The organism is Oceanimonas sp. AH20CE76, assembly GCF_039654065.1.
In the GTDB taxonomy this organism is placed as follows: Bacteria; Pseudomonadota; Gammaproteobacteria; order Enterobacterales; family Aeromonadaceae; genus Oceanimonas; species Oceanimonas smirnovii.
The window spans coordinates 1,684,584-1,700,903 of the sequence record NZ_CP155481.1; the positions used below are offsets into that span (position 1 = coordinate 1,684,584).

21 protein-coding genes are annotated in these 16,320 nt (G+C 57.7%); 1 reads left to right on the plus strand and 20 read right to left on the minus strand.

Annotation, left to right across the window (positions count from 1 at the left end; translation table 11 throughout):
• Window positions 1–22: 22 nt before the first annotated feature.
• The 18 genes from prpB to yceD all read right to left on the minus strand — a co-directional run bounded on the left by prpB (window position 23) and on the right by yceD (window position 13,932).
• The gene (prpB, locus tag N2M06_RS08230) at window positions 23–901 is read right to left on the minus strand and encodes a methylisocitrate lyase (protein ID WP_346350506.1); all 879 of its coding nucleotides are present in this window, start codon (window positions 899–901) and stop codon (window positions 23–25) included.
• On the minus strand, window positions 898–1,617 hold the full coding sequence (locus tag N2M06_RS08235; protein WP_346350507.1) for a GntR family transcriptional regulator: 720 nt from the start codon (window positions 1,615–1,617) through the stop codon (window positions 898–900). Before N2M06_RS08235 ends, prpB begins: the two co-directional genes overlap by 4 nt.
• A gap of 275 nt (window positions 1,618–1,892) precedes the next feature.
• Entirely contained in the window at window positions 1,893–2,843 is a 951-nt protein-coding gene (locus N2M06_RS08240; protein WP_019933725.1) for an SPFH domain-containing protein, read from the minus strand.
• A 32-nt stretch (window positions 2,844–2,875) separates the two neighbouring features.
• Entirely contained in the window at window positions 2,876–3,136 is a 261-nt protein-coding gene (locus N2M06_RS08245) for an NfeD family protein (protein WP_346352165.1), read from the minus strand.
• Between the two features lie 15 nt (window positions 3,137–3,151).
• Window positions 3,152–3,298: a hypothetical protein gene (locus N2M06_RS08250; RefSeq protein WP_346350508.1), complete on the minus strand. Its 147-nt coding sequence runs from the start codon at window positions 3,296–3,298 to the stop codon at window positions 3,152–3,154.
• A gap of 216 nt (window positions 3,299–3,514) precedes the next feature.
• Window positions 3,515–4,309: a TatD family hydrolase gene (locus tag N2M06_RS08255; RefSeq protein ID WP_346352166.1), complete on the minus strand. Its 795-nt coding sequence runs from the start codon at window positions 4,307–4,309 to the stop codon at window positions 3,515–3,517.
• A gap of 25 nt (window positions 4,310–4,334) precedes the next feature.
• Window positions 4,335–5,294, minus strand: a complete 960-nt coding sequence (gene holB, locus N2M06_RS08260) for a DNA polymerase III subunit delta' (protein ID WP_346350509.1) — start codon at window positions 5,292–5,294, stop codon at window positions 4,335–4,337.
• Window positions 5,279–5,902 (minus strand): dTMP kinase, encoded by a 624-nt coding sequence (gene tmk, locus N2M06_RS08265; protein ID WP_346350510.1) that lies wholly within the window; start codon window positions 5,900–5,902, stop codon window positions 5,279–5,281. The genes holB and tmk overlap by 16 nt, the downstream gene beginning before the upstream one ends.
• 3 nt (window positions 5,903–5,905) lie before the next feature.
• Complete coding sequence (gene mltG, locus N2M06_RS08270; RefSeq protein WP_019933732.1) at window positions 5,906–6,910, minus strand: endolytic transglycosylase MltG; 1,005 nt, start codon at window positions 6,908–6,910, stop codon at window positions 5,906–5,908.
• Complete coding sequence (pabC, locus tag N2M06_RS08275; RefSeq protein WP_317075593.1) at window positions 6,894–7,682, minus strand: aminodeoxychorismate lyase; 789 nt, start codon at window positions 7,680–7,682, stop codon at window positions 6,894–6,896. The genes mltG and pabC overlap by 17 nt, the downstream gene beginning before the upstream one ends.
• A gap of 56 nt (window positions 7,683–7,738) precedes the next feature.
• On the minus strand, window positions 7,739–8,980 hold the full coding sequence (gene fabF / locus N2M06_RS08280) for a beta-ketoacyl-ACP synthase II (protein ID WP_317075592.1): 1,242 nt from the start codon (window positions 8,978–8,980) through the stop codon (window positions 7,739–7,741).
• 71 nt (window positions 8,981–9,051) lie between these two features.
• A complete protein-coding gene (gene acpP / locus N2M06_RS08285; protein WP_014292450.1) occupies window positions 9,052–9,288 on the minus strand; it encodes an acyl carrier protein in 237 nt (78 codons plus the stop codon).
• Between the two features lie 158 nt (window positions 9,289–9,446).
• Entirely contained in the window at window positions 9,447–10,181 is a 735-nt protein-coding gene (fabG, locus tag N2M06_RS08290) for a 3-oxoacyl-ACP reductase FabG (protein ID WP_019933735.1), read from the minus strand.
• Between the two features lie 100 nt (window positions 10,182–10,281).
• On the minus strand, window positions 10,282–11,220 hold the full coding sequence (fabD, locus tag N2M06_RS08295) for an ACP S-malonyltransferase (RefSeq protein ID WP_317075591.1): 939 nt from the start codon (window positions 11,218–11,220) through the stop codon (window positions 10,282–10,284).
• Window positions 11,221–11,231: 11 nt separating this feature from the next.
• Window positions 11,232–12,191: a beta-ketoacyl-ACP synthase III gene (locus N2M06_RS08300; RefSeq protein ID WP_317075590.1), complete on the minus strand. Its 960-nt coding sequence runs from the start codon at window positions 12,189–12,191 to the stop codon at window positions 11,232–11,234.
• A 5-nt stretch (window positions 12,192–12,196) separates the two neighbouring features.
• Window positions 12,197–13,207, minus strand: a complete 1,011-nt coding sequence (plsX, locus tag N2M06_RS08305) for a phosphate acyltransferase PlsX (protein ID WP_346350511.1) — start codon at window positions 13,205–13,207, stop codon at window positions 12,197–12,199.
• 11 nt (window positions 13,208–13,218) lie between these two features.
• Window positions 13,219–13,389: a 50S ribosomal protein L32 gene (rpmF, locus tag N2M06_RS08310; protein WP_019933739.1), complete on the minus strand. Its 171-nt coding sequence runs from the start codon at window positions 13,387–13,389 to the stop codon at window positions 13,219–13,221.
• Window positions 13,390–13,410: 21 nt separating this feature from the next.
• Window positions 13,411–13,932 carry a 23S rRNA accumulation protein YceD gene (gene yceD / locus N2M06_RS08315; protein WP_019933740.1) on the minus strand — a complete coding sequence of 174 codons (522 nt, stop codon included), beginning with the start codon at window positions 13,930–13,932 and terminating at the stop codon, window positions 13,411–13,413.
• Window positions 13,933–14,069: 137 nt separating this feature from the next.
• Here yceD and N2M06_RS08320 point away from each other — a divergent pair, with 137 nt between their 5' ends.
• Window positions 14,070–14,648, plus strand: a complete 579-nt coding sequence (locus N2M06_RS08320) for a nucleoside triphosphate pyrophosphatase (RefSeq protein ID WP_317075589.1) — start codon at window positions 14,070–14,072, stop codon at window positions 14,646–14,648.
• 73 nt (window positions 14,649–14,721) lie between these two features.
• On the opposite strand, the gene N2M06_RS08325 is transcribed toward N2M06_RS08320, so the two are convergent.
• Window positions 14,722–15,363 carry an HAD-IA family hydrolase gene (locus N2M06_RS08325; protein ID WP_019933742.1) on the minus strand — a complete coding sequence of 214 codons (642 nt, stop codon included), beginning with the start codon at window positions 15,361–15,363 and terminating at the stop codon, window positions 14,722–14,724.
• Entirely contained in the window at window positions 15,360–16,310 is a 951-nt protein-coding gene (gene rluC, locus N2M06_RS08330) for a 23S rRNA pseudouridine(955/2504/2580) synthase RluC (protein ID WP_346350512.1), read from the minus strand. The genes N2M06_RS08325 and rluC overlap by 4 nt, the downstream gene beginning before the upstream one ends.
• Between the last annotated feature and the right edge of the window lie 10 nt (window positions 16,311–16,320).

The window sequence follows — 16,320 nt, forward strand, 5'->3', positions numbered from 1 at the left end:
CGAGGTGGTGTGTGCGTAAGCGTCAGTCGCCTTTTTGCTCGCTGAACAGCTGGTCCAGCTTGTTCTCGTAATCGTGATAACCCAGGTAATGGTAGAGCTGCTCCCGGGTTTGCATGCTGTCTACCACATTGCGCTGGTGGCCGTCTTTCAGCAGGTGCTGATACACATTGAGCGCCGCCTGATTCATGGCGCGGAACGCCGACAGCGGATAGAGCACCATGCCCACGCCGCACTCGGCCAGCTCGTCTTTGCCGAACAGCGGGGTCTGGCCAAACTCGGTAATGTTGGCCAGAATGGGGACCTTTACCGCCTCGGCAAACTGGCGATATTGCTCCAGGGTGTTAATGGCCTCGGGGAAAATCATGTCGGCCCCCGCCTCCACACAGGCCAGTGCCCGCTCAATGGCCGCGTCCATCCCTTCCACCGCCAGAGCGTCGGTGCGCGCCATGATCACAAAATCACTATCGGTGCGCGCATCCACCGCTGCTTTTACTCTGTCTACCATTTCGCTCTGGCTCACAATGGCCTTGTTGGGCCTGTGGCCACAGCGCTTTTGCGCCACCTGATCTTCCAGATGCACGGCAGCCGCGCCGGCGCGCTCCATCTCTTTAATGGTGCGGGCAATGTTAAAGGCCCCGCCAAAGCCGGTGTCTATGTCTACCAGCAGCGGCAGCTTGGTGGCGGCGGTAATGCGGCGCACGTCTTCCAGCACGTCGTTCAGGGTGGTAATGCCCAGATCCGGCAGGCCGTAAGAGGCATTGGCAATGCCGCCACCGGACAGATAAATGGCCTGATGGCCCACCTGCTCCGCCATCATGGCGCAATAAGGATTGATGGTGCCCACCACCTGCAGCGGCTGGTTATTGGCGACCGCCTCGCGAAATTTTGCTCCCGGACTCATTGGTTTGCTCCTTGTTCGGTTTCAAGTTGTTGTTCAATTAACAGCCGGCTGCGCATGATATGCCGGCGCATCAGCAGCTCGGCCAGCTCACCGTCCCGCTCCCGCAGGGCCGCCAGCAAGTGAAAATGCTCGCTTAAGGCCTGTTGCGGACGGGAATGAGAGCGCTGAGACTGATGCCGGTACATACGCAGCAGGTGATACAGCTCGTCGCACAGCAGGCTGATCAGCGTGCTGTTGCGGCTGGCCAGGATCAGCCGGTAGTGAAAGTCAAAGTCGCCCTGCTGATGAAAATAGGAGACCCCTTCCACTTCTTCGATATGGGCCTTGTGGGTATTAAGCAGCTGCTCCAGGGCAATCAGCTCGGCCTCGGTAATGTGCTGGCAGGCCAGCCGCGCCGCCATGCCTTCCAGCGCCTCGCGCACCGCATAAATCTCAATCAGCTTGGCCCGGCTCAGTGCAATAACCCGCGCGCCCACATGGGGCACCCGTTCAATCAGGCCTAAGGATTCCACCCGCAGCATGGCTTCGCGCAGCGGCCCCCGGCTCACGCCAAAGCGGCGCGCCAGCTCGGGCTCGGAGATTTTACTGCCGGCCTCAAACTCCCCTTTCACGATCAGATCAATCAGCTGTTCGGTGAGGTTGGCCGACTTGGTCAGCTCCCGCGCCTCGGTTAAGGATAAGTCGCTGCTCTGTGGTAGTAGTGCTTGCTCTGTCATTCAACTGTCAACAATTTAACGAATATGAAACAAAATTACCACCTGAAATGGGGTTCAGCAAGGTGATGTGTCGACAATTATGGTTAGACTTTGGTCTTAACAGACAGCTGGGTGCTGGAAGCGAGAAGCTGGAGGAATGTTGGGACTCGTCCAACCTGGTACTGAGTTGCCCGAATAAATTCGGGCCTACTGTAGGCCCCGTTTTAACGGGGCAAAGGTGCTACATGATGGCTGAGCCCGTGGGTTTGCCCCAATAAATTGGGGCCTGCAGGGGATTACATTTTGTTTTTAAGCAGCGCCTCTATGCTGCCCACGGCGCCGAGTACGCTGCTGGCTTCATAGGGCAGGAAGATGCGGTCGCCGTCTTTGCCGATTTCCGGCAGGGTTTTGAGGTATTCCAGCCCCAGCAGATAGCCGATAACCAGTTGCGGATCAAGCCGGTCGCTGCCGGCGGCCAATACCTGATCAATGGCCTGGCGCTGGCCGTCGGCCATCAGAATGGCGGCTTCGCGCTCCCCTTCTGCTACCAGAATATTGGAGCGTTTCTCCCCTTCGGCTCGGGCAATGGCGGCTTCCCGCTCACCGCTGGCCTGCAATACAAGTGCCCGGCGTTCCCGCTCGGCGGCCATTTGCTTACGCATGGCGTCTTCCACTTCGGCGGGAATGAGAATGTCCTGAATTTCAACCCGGGTGACTTTTACGCCCCATTTGTTGCCGGCTTCGTCCATAACCACCTGCAGCTTGTCGTTAATTTCCTGGCGGGATTCAAACAGCTTGTCCAGCTCCATTTTGCCTACTTCCGAGCGCAGAGAGGTTTTGGCCAGAATTTCGATAGCCTGAATAAGGTTCTCGGTCTGGTATACGGCCCGCTCCGGGTCAATCACCTGAAAATACAGGGCGCCGTTTACGGTCACGCTCACGTTGTCGGCCGTGATCACCGACTGGCCGGGAAAGTCGAGCACGGTTTCGCGGCGGTCAATGCGGGTTTCTTCCTGCACCACGGCGACATTTTCTCCGCCAATGGCCTGATAACGGCGCACCTTAATGGAGCGAGGCTTGTCTACAAAGGGAATAATCCAGTTAATACCGGGGCTGAGCGTTTTCTGGTAACTCCCAAGCCGCTCAATAACCACGGCTTCCGATTGCTGCACTATCATCAGGCCTTTGATCACCAGTGCCAGCACCAGCACGGTAAATACCAGAGCAATAACCAACATCATGTCCATGACAAACTCCCTTGCGGTAACAATGTTTTTAATTATTTGAGTGATTTAACAATAGCGGTAATGCCGTCGAAACGGAGAATTTCCACTTCTTCTCCTTCCTGTAGTTCGGCGTCAGCCTCGGCGCGCACCATAAACAAGTCACCTTCAAGTTTAAGCCGCAACTCACCGTTATGATGGCGCACCAGTTTGCCGGTTTGATGGCGGCTTTCGCCGGCCAGGCCGCTGCGACGCTGTGAGGGGGCATACTGACGAAAGGCCCTTTTCAGCAAAGGGGCCAGTGCGGCGGCTGCCAGGGCAAAGGCAAACCACTAGCCCGTTACACCCACATTCAGCAGCGCCGCCGCCATGGCCACCAAGGCGGCCAGCCCCATGGCAACGGCAAAAAAGCCGGTGCCAAGCAACTCGGCCAGGAACAGAATAAGCGCGGCAATCAGCCACAAATGCCAGGCAAGCACGTAGTTTCACCTCAGATGCGAATGGAACAATGTTTACTATAGGTAAGCTGAAAGCCGGAAGCCAGCGGGGGCTGGGGAATGGTGAGTAGGGAATGGCAAAGCCACGTGAGCGTAGCGAATTGCAACAGGATGCCGACTGCGGGTTGTTGGGATTCGCATGGCTAATCCCAACCTTGGCACTACAGACGGCACCTCTTATGGCTGATAGCTTACGGCTTACCGCTCCCCTACGGGGCGGGCCAGTTTGAACAGCTCAAAGAAGTTGGCGGTGGTTTGCTTTGCTACTTCTTCATAGGGCACGCCTTTAAGTTTGGCTACATATTCCGCCACGGTGCGGGTGTAGGCGGGTTCGTTTTCTTCACCGCGAAACGGCACCGGGGCCAGCCAGGGCGAGTCGGTCTCCACCAGCAGGCGCTCCAGCGGCAGCGCTTTTACCACTTCGCGCAGGGCGTCGGCACTGCGAAAGGTCACTATGCCGGAAATGGAAATGTAGAAGCCAAGCTCAATGGCGGCTTCGGCCATTTCCAGGGATTCGGTAAAGCAGTGCAGCACACCGCCTACCTTGTCGGCACCGCCCTTGCGCAAAATTTCCAGGGTGTCTTCCTGAGCGCTGCGGGTATGAATGATCAGCGGCTTGTTCAGCTCCACCGCCACCTGCACATGCTGCTCAAAAGAGCGCTTTTGCAGCTCGGCGGTGTCGGGCGCATAAAAATAATCCAGCCCGGTTTCGCCAATGGCTACCACAGAAGGGTGCGAGGCCAGCTCGCGTAGCTGCTCCGGATTGTTCTGTTCATCGTTCTGGTGCAGCGGGTGCACGCCACAGGAGGCAAACACCTGAGGGTAAGGCTCAACGGCTTTCAGCATATCGGGAAAGGAATTCAGCCCCACACCAATGCACAGCATGTGGTTTACGCCACGGCTGGCGGCCTTGGCGATGGCTTCGTCCATGGATTTGTGTTTTTTGCCGTAATCGAGTTTGTCGAGATGGCAATGGGAATCAACCAGCAAAATCAGCTCCGGTGTTGTTTTCGGTAAATCAGGAATGAAGTAATGTCTGCTGCAAACGATGCAGCCACTGGCTCAGCTGCAGGCCGGCATTGACCGGTCTGCCCTGCCCCGGCTGCAAACAACGGCGCAATTCCAGCAGCGCACTGTGCAGCTCATGCAGCTGCATGGGCCCCAGCTGCGCTATAAGCGCACTGTGCTGCCGGCAGTCAGCAAGTTTAAGTGGTGCCCGCACGCCAAGGGCGGTTTGCAGCGCATCCTGCAGCAACAGCTGCACCCATACCAGGTGCACCGGCTGTTCCTGCAGGCCCGCCTGCACCTTTTGCAGCCGGCCCGGCTGCTTGCCCAGACCGGCCAGCTCGGCCAGCAAACTCAGGCGTTTGTCGTCGGTACCGGCACTCAGGTATTCCAGGGTCTGCAGTGGCGAACCCTGGTTCACACTCAGAGCCGAGGGGCTGGCCTGCACGCCCTGCTCATTCAGCCAGGCCAGCGCACTTTGCGTATCGGGCAGTGGCACCAGCCACTGCTGACAACGACTTATAAGCGTCGGCAGCAACCGCTCGGGCCGGGACGATACCAGAATCAGTGTGGCCTCGCCTGCCGGCTCTTCCAGCGTTTTCAGCAGCGCATTGGCAGCGGCTTCGGTCATCAGCTCGGCCCGCTCGATAACGGCCACCTTGCCATGTCCCAGTCGCGCGCTTTCACTCATAATACGGCTGAGCTCGCGAATGGCATCAATGCCGATGCTGCGTCCTTCCCGGCCCACTATATGCAGATCGGAATGACTGCCGGCGGCGGTGAGTTCACAGGCATGGCAGATGCCGCAAGGAGCATTACTTGTATGTTGGCATAATAATGCGGTAGCCAGTTTTTCGGCCAGCTCGCGCTTGCCCAGCCCCGCCATGCCCTTGATCAGCAGGCCATGGCCCAAATGCTGCTCTCGCACCGCCCGTTGCAGCGGCTGCCATACCGGGATCAGCCAGGGGTACACAGACGTTGCTCCAGACAGGCCAGTACCCGTTCTTTTACCTGCTGCTCATTGCCACTGGCATCTATCAGGTCACAGTTGGCATCGGCATGGGCCAGCTCGAGATAGCGGGCACGGGTGCGCTCAAAAAAGTCGATTTTTTCCTGCTCTATGCGGTCCAGCTCGCCTCGGTGGCGGGCCCGGGCCAGCCCCTGCGCCGGATCAATATCAAGGTAGAGAGTGAGATCCGGTTTAAAGTCTCCCAGCACCGCCTGTTTGATTTGAGTAATAAGGCCGGTGTCTATGCCCCGGCCGCCGCCCTGATAAGCCTGAGAAGACCAGTCATGCCTGTCTCCCACCACCCAGATACCGTCGGCCAGGGCCGGCTGAATCCGGTTTTTTACCAGCTGCACCCGGGCGGCATACATCAGCAGCAGCTCGGCTTCCGTGGTGAGCGGCTCTTCATGCACCTCTTTTACCAGGGCGCGCATTTTTTCGGCCAGCGGGGTACCACCGGGCTCGCGGGTGGTTATTACCCTGTGGCCTCTGGCTTCAAGCCAGCTCACCACATGGCGCTGCACCGTGCTTTTGCCGGCCCCTTCCAGCCCTTCAATTACTATAAAACGGCTCATCACTTACCTGTTCAGAATGTAGCGGCGCACAGCGTTGTTATGCTCACGCAAGGTGCGGGAAAAATGATGCCGGCCCTCACCCTTGGCCACAAAATAATAATATTTGCTCTTGGCCGGATTCAGCACGGCCTGAATGGCTTCCTGGCTGGGCATGGCAATGGGAGTGGGCGGCAGACCGTCGATCACATAGGTGTTGTAGGGCGTATGCGCCTGCAGATCGCGTTTGCGAATATTGCCGTCATAATCGTCACCCATGCCGTAAATCACGGTGGGATCTGTCTGCAGTCGCATGCCCCGGCGCAACCGGTTAATAAATACCGATGCGATCAGCGGCCGCTCTTCGGCAATGCCGGTTTCCTTTTCAATAATGGACGCCAGGATCAGCGCCTCGTAGGGAGAGTCTACCGGCAGGTCGGGCTCACGGTTTTCCCAGGCATCCTGTAAAAACGTCTGCATATGGCCATAAGCACGCTCCAGCACATCATAGTCACTGTCGCCGGGTGTGTAGGTATAGGTTTCCGGTAAAAACAGCCCTTCCAGCTTGCTGTGCCCGGCCCCCAGACGTTCGGCCAGTTCGGCTTCGCTGACGCCCTCAAGCTCATGCTCCATGTACTCAGCGCTGGCCAGCTTGCCCAGCCAGTCGGACAGGCGCAGCCCTTCCACTAACGTCACGTTCAGCCGATACACATCGCCGTCTACAAAGGTGTTCAGGGCCTCACGCAGCGTGGTGTTGCCATCCAGCTTGTAGGTGCCCTGGCGCACAGCCGCCAGCTCAGGATGAAACTTCAGCCATAACCGGCGATGCAGCAGCGGCAGCTCCGGACTGAGCCGGCCGGCCAGTTGCAGGGCGGTCTCGCCTTTATGCACCACAAACAACGGATGCTCTCCCGGTGTGATGGTCAGATGTTCAATTTTCTGCCACTGGCTGTAGCCATAGCCGGCCAGGCCAGCTCCCGCCAGCACACCGGCCAGCAGAGTGCCTTTCACGGCGTTAATCAATTTGCTCATATTTGCGTTGCAGTGCTCTTGTCATGGAAAACGGCTGTTGCAGTGTCCGGCCGGCAAAGGTATGCACAGGCACCAGCCCCATCAGGGCATTGGTCAGCCAGATTTCATCCGCGTCATAAAGGGCGTCAAGGGGGGCATTCACTGTCTGTACCCGATCGCCCAGCTCATTTATTATCCAGGCACGCACAGTGCCATGCACGCCATTGGTGGCAAGCGCCGGAGTAAACACAGCATCATCCTTGCGCCAGAACAGATTGGCGGTCACTGCCTCCATAATAACGCCCGCATCGTTCAGCACCACGCCTTCATCAAGCCCGCGGTCTTCAAGCTCAGCCCTTAGCAACACCTGCTCCAGCCGGTTGCTGGTTTTCAGTCCCGCCAACAGCGGCGAGCTGCCAAGCCGGCCTTCACACAGGCCCAGCTCAATGCCCTGCTCGCGCCAGGCAAAATAATGCACGGGAAAAGACGAACAGTTCAAGGCAACCACGGTTTCCGTGCTGCCGGCAATACCATAGCCCCGGCCGCCGGCGCCGCGCAACAGGGTCAGGCGCACCACACGATCGCCTTCGTCGGGCAGGCGCGCAAGGGCGGCTTCCACGGCACTCCAGTCGGGCTCGGCCATGTGCAGCCGGCGGCAGGCTTTAATCAGCCGGGCCTTGTGCAATGGCCAGAGCCGTACCCGGCCCAGGTGCTGGTGCATGGTGGTGAAATGGCCGTCGCCGAGCATCCAGCCACGACTGGTGTTGTCTGAACTGCTGATAAAGGTCTGCATAATACCGTTATAAAAAAGCCCGGCACATGGCCGGGCTGTTTATGGCCGAAGGGCCATTATATGCGCTTGAAGATCAATGAGCCATTAGTGCCGCCAAACCCGAAAGAGTTGGACAGGGCATACTCGAACTCACCCTTCTTCGCCTGGTGCGGTACCAGATCCAGATCGCATTCATCATCCGGGTTGTCCAGATTGATGGTGGGCGGTGCAATCTGATCACGCAGCGCCAGCACGGTAATAATGGCTTCAATGGCACCGGCAGCACCCAGCAGATGACCGGTCATTGATTTGGTGGAGCTGACCATCAGTTTGCCGGCCTGCTCACCAAATACCTTTTTCACCGCTTTCAGCTCGGCCACATCACCCAGCGGCGTGGAGGTGCCGTGAGCATTGATGTAACCCACCAGCGCCGGATCCAGATTGGCGTCGCGCAGGGCATTGGCCATGGCCGCTGCAGCACCGCTGCCGTCATCGGGCGGAGCCGTCATATGATGTGCATCGCCGCTCATGCCAAAGCCAACCAGCTCGGCATAAATGGTGGCACCACGGGCCTTGGCGTGTTCATACTCTTCCAGCATGACCACACCGGCGCCGTCGCCCAGCACAAAGCCATCACGGTCCTTGTCCCAGGGGCGGCTTGCCTTTTGCGGCTCGTCGTTGCGGGTAGAGAGCGCACGGGCCGCAGCAAAACCACCCATGCCCATGGGCGTGGAGGCCTTTTCGGTGCCGCCGGCCAGCATGGCATCGGCATCACCGTAAGCAATCATGCGGGCTGCCAGACCAATGCTGTGCGTACCAGTGGTACAGGCGGTGGTGGCGGCAATATTGGGACCGCGCAGGCCCTTCATGATCGACAAATGGCCGGATACCATATTGATAATGGTGGACGGCACAAAGAAGGGACTCAGCTTACGCGGACCGCTCTTCATCAGGTTGGTATGATTTTGTTCAATCAGACCCAGACCACCAATACCCGAGCCGATGGACACACCCACGCGATCGGCGTTGGCGTCTGTAATTTCCAGTCCGGCATCAGCAAAGGCCTGCAAGCCTGCTGCTATACCGTACTGAATAAACAGATCCATTTTGCGGGCTTCTTTCTTGGCTATGCCATGCGCTTCCGGGTCAAAATCCTTGACCAGGCCGGCAAACTTGGTGGTGTAATCGGTAGTATCAAAATGATCGATATTGGTAATGCCGCTTTGACCTGCCAGCAGGGCCTGCCAGCTGGCATCGACCGAATTTCCGACAGGAGAGAGCATACCGAGGCCAGTCACCACGACTCTGCGTTTTGACACAGGAGCGCCTCCGAATGGGGGTTAAACAAGAAAATAACCGAAGTGGCGGGCGCCACTCCGGTACAGGTTTGTTATTCCTGGTTGGCGTTGATGTAGTCGATCGCAGCCTGAACGGTGGTGATCTTCTCCGCTTCCTCGTCAGGAATCTCGGTGTCAAACTCTTCTTCCAGAGCCATTACCAGTTCAACGGTATCCAGGGAATCCGCGCCCAGATCATCAACGAAAGAAGCTTCAGATTTAACTTCTTCTTCTTTAACACCCAGTTGTTCTACGATGATTTTCTTTACGCGTTCTTCAATGTTGCTCATGACCAGTATTTTCCTTTAGAAATACGCAAGTGCGTGTCGTTGCGGTAGTGTATAAAAATAACCGTCGTTTGCAAGCCTGTTTGGGGCTGGTCTAACCAGAATTTACCCCTAAAACGGCGCATTTTCCGCCAAACAGATGCTAACCGAGGTGATTTTCATCACACCATGTACATGCCGCCGTTAACGTGCAGCGTTTCGCCGGTAATGTAACCAGCTTCATCCGACGCCAAAAAGGCCACGGCGGATGCAATCTCTTTGGGGTCGCCCAGGCGCTGAGCCGGAACTTGTGACAAGATACCGGCTCGTTGTTCGTCATTCAATGCGCGCGTCATGTCTGTTTCAATAAAACCGGGAGAAACCACATTAACGGTAATGCCGCGGGACGCCACTTCACGGCCCAGGGACTTGCTGAAACCAATCAGACCGGCTTTGGCAGCCGCATAGTTGGCCTGGCCGGCGTTGCCCATGGTGCCTACCACGGAGCCGATGGTCACAATACGACCGTAGCGCTTTTTCATCATGGTGCGCAGCACCGCCTTGGACAGACGGAACACAGATGTGAGGTTGGTGTCGAGAATATCCTGCCACTCGTCTTCTTTCATGCGCATCATCAGATTATCGCGGGTGATACCGGCGTTGTTCACCAGTACGTCGATATCACCAAAACGCTCCTTGATGGTGCCAAGCGTGGCTTCCAGTGACGCCGGATCAGTGACGTTCAGTACCAGACCGGTACCCTTGTCGCCCAGATAGGCGCTGATCGCCTCAGCACCCTTGTCGCTGGTAGCAGTGCCGATGACGGTGGCACCGCGTTCTGCGAACAGTTCGGCGGTGGCACGACCAATGCCGCGGCTGGCACCGGTGACCAGCACTACTTTACCGGAAAAACTCATATTCACTCCTTTATCAGGGGTTTAAACCAATTGCATTCTGGTCATTCCGGACTCTGGCTTTCGCCAGAGTGACGACAGAAAGCGACCAGGCAGATTGGCATTACAGACCGTTAACGGCAGTCAGGGCTTTTTCCAGGCTGGCGTCGTCGTTCACGGCCACGCCTTCCACCCGCTTGTCGATGCGTTTGGCAAGGCCGGTGAGCACCTTGCCCGGCCCCACTTCCAGCGCCAGAGTCACACCCTGCTCCGCCATGGTTTCCACGGTTTCAGTCCAGCGTACCGGGCTGTACAACTGGCGCACCAGTGCCTCTTTAATGGCAGCCGGATCGGTTTCGGGCGTTACATCCACGTTGTTGATCACGGGCACCACAGGCGCATTAAAACTCATGCCGCTGAGGGTTTCTGCCAGCTTGTCGGCGGCAGGCTGCATCAGCGCGCAGTGAGACGGCACACTTACCGGCAACGGCAGCGCACGTTTGGCGCCACTTTCTTTCATCAGCGCATTGGCACGCTCTACTGCGGCCTTGTTACCGGCAATCACCACCTGGCCCGGTGAGTTGAAGTTTACTGCCGACACCACCTCGCCTTCTGCTGCTTTTTCGCAGTTGGCAATAATAGTGTCATTATCCAGGCCGATAATGGCCGACATGGCACCGGTGCCTTCGGGCACGGCATCCTGCATCAGCTTGCCGCGCAGCTCTACCAGTTTCACACCGTCGGCCAGGCTGAGCACACCGGCACACACCAGGGCGGAATATTCGCCCAGGCTATGGCCGGCCATCACCGCAGGCTGTGCCCCGCCCTGCTGCTGCCACAGACGATAAAGCGCGACCGAGGCGGTGAGCAGCGCCGGCTGAGTGCGCCAGGTTTTATTCAGCTCTTCGGCCGGACCGTTCAGTACCAGATCCGCCACATTATAGCCCAGAGCGTCGGATGCCTCGGCAAAGGTGGTTTGCACTATTTCGTGATTGGCCAGCACATCGGCCAGCATGCCAACGGTCTGGGATCCCTGTCCGGGAAAGGTAATGGCAAAAGACATGAAATTTCCTCTTAAAAACGAACCAGGGCCGAGCCCCAGGCAAAACCGCCGCCAAAGGCTTCCAGCAGCACCAGATGGCCACGCTGAATGCGACCGTCACGCACGCCTTCATCCAGCGCGATGGGCACACTGGCCGCTGAAGTGTTACCGTGCTTGTCGAGGGTCAGGATCACGCTGTCCAGCGACATGCCCAGCTTGCGCGCGGTGGCGTTAATAATGCGGTAGTTGGCCTGATGAGGTACCAGCCAGTCGAGCTCCGACTTATCAATGCCGTTGGCTTCCAGAGTCTGCACCACAATATCGCTCAGGCGGGACACGGCCACCTTGAACACTTCATTGCCCTTCATGTGCATGTAGGCATCCATTTCGGTGCCCGATACACCGCGCTGGCGGTGTGGCAGCTTGAGCAGCTCACCATAGGCACCATCGGCATGCAAATGAGTCGACAGAATACCCGGCTCTTCGCTGGCACCCAGCACAACCGCACCGGCACCGTCGCCAAACAGAATAATAGTGGATCTGTCTTCGGGGTCACACATGCGCGACAGCGCATCGGCACCAATCACCAGCACATGGCGGGCGGTACCACTTTTAATAAACTGATCTGCCACGCTCAGGGCATAGCTGAAGCCGGCACAGGCGGCGGCGATGTCAAAGGCCGGAATGCCGGGCACATTCAGCATGGCCTGCACTTCGCAGGCGGCGGCCGGAAAGGCATTGTCGGCACTGGTGGTAGCCAGCACTATCATGTCGAGCTGCTGCGCTTCAATGCCGGCGGCATCCAGTGCCCGCAGGGCGGCACCATAAGACATGGTGGCCACGGTTTCTTCGGCACCGGCAATGCGACGCTCGCGAATGCCGGTGCGTTCAACAATCCACTGATCGCTGGTTTCTACCATTCTTTCCAGGTCGGCGTTGGTACGCACACCCTGAGGCAGGTAGCTGCCGGTTCCCAAAATTTTACTGTTCATAGGCGTTATCTTGCGTGACTGTCCTGAGGGGCAGTATCAAAAAGATGCGCGATTTTGGCGGGCAACTGATGCTCGGTTTCGGCAACAGCCTGCAAAATCGCATTCAAGAAGGCGGGTGATCCTGCGCTCCCGTGGCTTTTTACCACACTGGAACGTAATCCTATCAGACTGGCCCCATTATACTGGTCCGGGTTCAGGTGAGAAAGCCGGCGCTTGAGCCAGGTGCCCAGCAACCGCCACCAGAACCCGCGCTTTTTTCCCGCACCCAGCAGCAGCCGGGCGACTCCTTCACTGGTTTTGAGCGCCACATTACCAACAAAGCCATCACACACAATGACTTCCGCGGTGCCGGCAAACAGGTCGTTGCCTTCGATATAGCCCTGATAATTCAGTGCCGGCAGTGCTTTCAGCCGGCGGGCAGCCTGGCGCACCGCTTCATAACCCTTGTTGGACTCGGCTCCCACGTTCAACAGCATGACACGGGGCTTCTGTTGCGACAACACATGCCGCGCCACCGCATCTCCCATCAGCGCAAACTGCACCAGTTGCTCAGTGTCACAGCACACATTAGCTCCCACATCCAGCAACAGCGCATGGCTGCCATCGGCCTGAGGCAGGCGGGTGATCAGTGCCGGCCGGTCGACACCGGGCAGGGTCTGCACCACGTTAATGGCCATGGCCATGAGTGCACCTGTATTGCCGCCGCTCACACAGGCCTGAGCCTGGCCGCTGGCCAGCGCATTCAGTGCCTGGCACATGGAGGAATCGGGCAGATGACGCAGGGCAAAGCCCGCTTTGTGCTCGTTGGTAACCTGCTGGGTACAATAATGCACCCGCACCCGCTGATGAGCGGTCAGGTTACATCGTTCAAGCCAGGGAAGTAGCGCCGCGCGGGACCCGAACACATGCAGGTGAAGGTCGGGTAGAAGCGACAGTGCCTGCGCGGCGGCAGGCACTGTAACCGGAGGGCCAAAGTCGCCCCCCATCATATCAAGCGCAACGGTCAGCTGCGGCAAGAGAATAATCCTTACTTAGCGATTACCTTCTGGCCACGGTAGAAACCATCGGCGGTCACGTGGTGACGACGATGAGTTTCGCCAGTGGTCTGGTCTACAGACAGGCTGGCAGTGCTCAGAGCATCGTGTGAACGACGCATACCACGCTTGGAACGGGTTTTACGGTTCTGTTGTACGGCCATTTGACCTAACTCCTAAATCAGTTACTTTCGTTTCAGCTCTTCCAGAATGGCGAAAGGGTTCGAACGCTCTTCGGCTTCGGGAATATCACCATAGCTCAGATCAAACTTGCCTTCGGCACAACGCTCATTTTCATGAGCGGGTACCAGCGGCAGGGCAAGGATGAGTTCATCCTCAATGGTCTGCGCCAGATTAATTTCTCCGAATTCATCGGCCTCAAACGTTTCGTACTCTTCCGGCAGCTCCGGCGCCTCGGCATTCTCACGCAAAGGCGTGTACGTAAACTCGGATTCTATGGTGGTGTCGAACATCTCATTGCAGCGCTGGCACTGAAGGGTAACGTGCACGCCGGCTTTACCGGACATGATGCGCAACCCCTGGGCATCAATGCCAAAGGTGAGAGAAACGTCGATATCACCATGGATACCTTGGGTAGACTCCGCCAGTCTGGGCATCAGCTCTGCGGCAAACACGCCCTGATAATCCAGGCGTTTATTGGCGCAGCGAACGGGGTCAACCTTGATGGGCAACTTTACCTTTTCCATAAGGCGCGCATATTATAGCGCGTCTGCTGTGGAGTCAAAGAGAAATTGACTTTCCTACGCATAACAGGGGTTTGTGCGCAGCCTGTTGCTCCGGGTAAAATGGCTGCACCTTAATATTCACGTGATCATCACTTGTTATGCCACCGCTTATTCTTGCCTCTTCTTCCTCTTATCGCCGTGCTCTGCTGGAGCGGCTGGGCCTGCCTTTTTCCTGCCACAGCCCGAATATTGATGAAACACCCCAGCACGGTGAAAGCGCCGACGCGCTGGCACTGCGGCTGGCTCAGCAAAAAGCCGCCGCTGTGGCTGAGTATTATAAAGAAGGCCTGGTGATCGGCTCGGATCAGGTGTGCGTAAACGGCAATCAGCTGCTGGGCAAACCCGGCACCACAGACAATGCCCGCCGCCAGCTGCTGGCGGCCTCGGGTAAAACCGTCACCTTTTATACCGGCCTGTGCGTGCACGACTGCGCCACCGGCAGACAGACTTCGGTGGTGGAGCCCTTTCGTGTGCACTTTCGCCGGCTGACCGAGAGCCAGATTGACCGCTACCTGGAAAAAGAGCCGGCGCTGGACTGTGCCGGTGCCTTTAAGTGCGAGGGCCTTGGCATCAGTCTGTTCGAGCGCATGGACGGCCGCGATCCCAACAGCCTGGTGGGCCTGCCACTGATTGCCCTTATCGACCTGCTGGCAGAATTTGGGGTGGAGGTGCCTTGATTCGTGAGGAGTGAGGAGTGAGCACAGTCCACAATGGACAATCATCTCCCTTCACCTACAACCCCTCACTGTTTTAAACCCACTCGGGCAGATGGCGAATGTCATCAATCAGGGCCACGGGCTTGTGCACGCCCAGCTGATCCCGGTTATGCACTCCGTAAGTGACACCAATGCGGTCCATGCCAATGGCTTCGGCCATGGCAAGATCGTAACTGGAGTCCCCTACCATCACCGCCTGCTCCGGTGCCATCCGCAGCTCGTCGAGAATTTGTGCCAGCATCAGCGGATCCGGCTTGGAACGCGCCTGATCGGCACCGCGCAACGCATGAAAAAGGTGACCCAGGCCTGAGTCTTTCAGCACCAGATCAAGCCCTTCCCGGGCCTTGCCGGTGGCCACTGCCAGCCGGTAGCCGGTCTGATGCAAACCAGTGAGCACCTTGTCCGCGCCGGCAAACAGCGGTGATGGCGTGGTGTTTAGCTCAAGATAATGCCGGCGGTAAGCATGCAGCAGCGCATCACTTTCGGCGACCGTCAATTCACCAAACAAAACGGGGAACGCCTTATACAGGCTGAGCCCGATAATATGGCGCACCGCCTCAGGCGTGGGCACCGGCTGGTTGCAGTCCAGCGCCGCCGCCTGCATGGACGACACTATGCGGGCCACCGAGTCCATCAGGGTGCCGTCCCAGTCAAAGATCACCAGTTCATACTTCATTTTTTTGCCATTCTCGTCAGCAGTTTTTTCAGCGCCGGCTCCAGCGGTGCTTCCAGGGTCATGGTTTCTTCTCTGCCCGGATGATAAAAGCGAATGCGACAGGCATGTAAAAACAGCCGGATCAGCCCCTGGCCGCGCATGGCTTCATCAAACTGGCGATCGCCATATTTATCGTCCCCTGCTATGGGATGGCCCGCATGCAACGTATGCACCCGTATCTGATGAGTCCGGCCGGTGACCGGGCTGCACTCCACCAGAGTGGCGCCGTCAAACTTCTGCACAATGCGAAAACGGGTTTCCGACGGCTTGCCGTCGCGATCTACCCGCACCACTCGCTCACCGGAAGCCAGCTCGTTTTTCTTCAATGGTGCCTTCACCGACTTCTGATGCGCCTGCCACTGGCCACGCACCAGTGCCAGATAGTGCTTGTCCATGGTTTTTTCCCGCAACTGCTCGTGCAGGCTGCGCAGCATGCTGCGTTTTTTGGCCACCAGCAAAATGCCCGAGGTGTCCCGGTCCAGCCGGTGCACCAGCTCCAGAAAACGCGCCTGCGGCCGCAGGGAACGCAGCCCTTCAATCACCCCAAAACTAAGGCCACTGCCACCGTGCACCGCCATGCCCGAGGGTTTGTTCAGCACCAGCAGGGCGTCGTCTTCGTAGACAATGGCGTTTTCCAGCCCCTGCACACTGTCGAGTTTGGCCGACGGCAGCACCTCTTCCCGCTCTGCCACCCGCACCGGCGGCACCCGTATGATGTCACCGGCTACCAGCTTGTATTCCGGTTTGATGCGCTTTTTATTAACTCTTACCTCGCCCTTGCGCAAAATTCGATAAATCAGGCTTTTGGGAACGCCTTTTAGCTGAGTCCGTAAAAAATTGTCGATGCGCTGCCCTTCATGCTCAGCCTCTATGGTGAGCAGCCGCACGCTTTGATGGTCTTGTTTCATGGGCGGGATT